This is a genomic window from Kitasatospora sp. NPDC001539, assembly GCF_040298565.1.
In the GTDB taxonomy this organism is placed as follows: Bacteria; Actinomycetota; Actinomycetes; order Streptomycetales; family Streptomycetaceae; genus Kitasatospora.
In genome coordinates this window covers 1-2,836 of the sequence record NZ_JBEPAK010000433.1, presented here as the reverse complement: position 1 = coordinate 2,836, position 2,836 = coordinate 1, and the positions used below count along the sequence as shown (strand labels likewise).

Below are 2,836 nucleotides of genomic sequence, written 5' to 3'. Positions count from 1 at the left end.
GCGACCGGCCGCTCCGGTCGCCGGCGGGTCGTGACCCTTCGGGCCCCGGGTGCTCCTGTCCCCGAGGTGCTCCGGCCTCTCGGGTCGTTCCGGCACCCCGGGCGCGGACCCTTCATCGGGCTGTCATCGCCCCTCCCTAGCGTGGCCGCGTACAGACAAATACCCGACCACAGGGGGAAGGACGGCTCGATGCCACGGAGGAAGTCCACAGCGAGGCTGCCGATGGCGGTCCTCGCCGTGGTGGCGTTGATCAGCACGACGGCGGCCGTCGGCTCACCCGCCGCGGGCCCGCAGTCCGGCGACTCACGGGCGGCGGGGGCGCGGGCCGTCGGACAGGCGCCGGACAAGCCGACGATCCGCTACACGGAGTACGGGATCCCGCACATCATCGCCTCCGACTGGGAGGGGCTGGGCACGGGGTACGGTTACGCCGCGGCCAAGGACAACATCTGCACCCTGGCCGACACCTATCTGATGGTCAACGCCCAGCGGTCCCGCTACCTCGGGCCCGACGGCCGGACCAGCCCCGGTGAGCACCAGAACACCACCACCAACCTCAACAGCGACCTGTACTTCCAGCGGATCAACGACAACCGGGTGGTGGAGCGGCTGATCGGCCAGCCCGCCCCCAACGGGCCGGAGCCCGAGGTCAAGGAGGCCATCCGCGGCTACGTGAAGGGCTACAACCGGTACCTGGCCGAGACCGGCGTGAACAACATCTCCGACCCGGCCTGCCGCGGCGCGGCCTGGGTGCGGCCGATCACCGAACTGGACGTCTACCGGCACGCGCACGCCGAGATCATCATGGGGTCCGCCGACCCGCTGCTGGACGGCGAGGTGAACGCCGCACCCCCGGGGGCGTCAGCCGCGCCCCCGTCGACCGCCGCGCCGTCCGCCGGCTCGCCGTCCGGTGCCGCGCCGTCCGCCGCCGCGCCGTCCGCCGACTCGCCGCCGACGCTCTCGCCCGAGGAGACCGCGGCGAAGATCCGCGACGCGATGGCCGCCGCCCGGCAGCAGGGCAGCATGGGCAGCAACGCCCTGGCGGTCGGCTCGCAGGGCGTGTCCGGGGGCACCGGCATGCTGCTGGCCAACCCGCACTTCCCGTGGCAGGGCAAGAACCGGATGTGGCAGAGCCAGTTGACGATCCCGGGGAAGATCAACGTCTCCGGGGCCAGCCTGCTCGGCCTCCCGGCGGTGAACATCGGGCACACCGAGGACGTCGCCTGGAGCCACACGGTCGCCACGGTGGCCCCGTTCGGTCTCTTCGACGTGCAGGTGGACCCGCTGCACCCGACCAACTACCTGGTGGACGGCACCTGGCAGCCGATGACCTCGCAGCAGGTCGGCGTCGACGTGCTGAACCCGGACGGCTCCGTCGGCAGGGTCACCAGGACGCTGTGGTCCACCCGGTACGGCCCGATCACCACGTCGATGCAGGGCGTCCAGCTGCCCTGGGTGGTGAGCGCCCACGCCGTGCGCGACGCCAACATGGACAACCTGCGGGCCCTGAACACCTGGTTCCACCTCGACCAGGCCAAGGACGTCAACGACGTGGTGAAGACCCTGGAGACCACGGAGGGCGTGCCCTTCTTCAACACCGTCGCCTCCGACCGCAAGGGCAACGCCCTGTACGCGGACATCCAGGCCACCCCGAACATCACCGACGAGCACGCCCGCTCGTGCCTCACCATGACCGGCCAACTGCTGTTCAACCAGGCGCTGCGGCTGCCCAACGTGCCGCCGATCTCCATCTTCGACGGCAAACGCAGCGCCTGCGACTGGCCCGACGACCCCAACGCCGTCGCGCCGGGCCTGCTGGACCCGCACCAGCAGCCCCGCCTGATCCGGTCCGACTTCGTCGGCAACGCCAACGACAGCGCCTGGCTGGCCAACCCCGAGCAGCCGCTGTCGTTCCCCCGGGTGATGGGCGACACGGCGGCGCCCCGGTCGCTGCGCACCCAGGAGCTGCTCCTGACCGCGCAGCACCGGATCGACGGCACCGACGGACTGCCGGGCCGGGGCTTCACCCCGGAGACCATGCGGCAACTGCTGTTCGCCGACAACAGCAGGGCGGCCGACCTGGCCCTCAACGCCACGGTGAGCGCGTGCCAGAGCGTCCCCTTCGGGCTCGTCCTGGTGGACGGCAACCTGGTCAACGTGAGCGGGGCGTGTCCCGTCCTGGCCGGCTGGAAGGACCACAAGTACACCGCCGACAGCCGGGGTTCGTGGCTCTTCGAGAACTACTGGTACTACCTGACCAACGGTCAGCCGATCGAGAAGCTGCCGTGGCGGGTGCCCTTCGATCCCAAGGATCCGGTGCACACGCCCAACTCGCTGGACCCGGGGAACTCCGCCGTCCGCGACGCACTGGCCCGGGCCGTCCTCGCGCTGGGCAAGGCGGGCATCGCGCTGGACGCGCCCCTGTCGGACGTCCAGAAGATCACCCGCAACGGTGAACGGATCCCGATCCACGGCGCGATCCACGAGCTGGGCGTGCTGAACGTGGTGACCCCCGGCACGGTCGACGGCAAGCTGGACATCGTCTTCGGCTCCAGCTTCATCCAGCAGACCAGCTTCACCGCCGCCGGTCCGCCGCAGGCCTCCTCGATCCTGGCCTACTCCCAGTCGGCCGATCCGACCTCGCCGCACTACGCGGACCAGACCGAGCTGTTCGCGGCCGGCCGGTGGGTGACCGAACGGTTCACCGACGACCAGATCGCGGCCTCGCCGGCACTCGAGGTCAAGGTCCTGGGCTGACAGCGCCGTCCGGGCGCGCCGGAGTTCCGACGACCGGCACCTGACCGCCCCACACCCCCCGGAGCGGCGCCCCACCGCC

The 2,836-nt window shown here is 71.3% G+C and carries 1 protein-coding gene; it reads left to right on the top strand.

Going from position 1 to position 2,836, the window contains the following annotated elements; all coding sequences use genetic code 11:
* The first annotated feature begins 189 nt into the window (after positions 1-189).
* The gene (locus ABT247_RS32915) at positions 190-2,757 is read left to right on the top strand and encodes a penicillin acylase family protein (RefSeq protein WP_350750185.1); all 2,568 of its coding nucleotides are present in this window, start codon (positions 190-192) and stop codon (positions 2,755-2,757) included.
* Positions 2,758-2,836: the final 79 nt, after the last annotated feature.

What these genes read in the sequence shown, in the direction of transcription:
- ABT247_RS32915 (WP_350750185.1), top strand. Translation starts at nt 190, where the DNA reads ATGCCACGGAGGAAGTCCACAGCGAGGCTGCCGATGGCGGTCCTCGCC.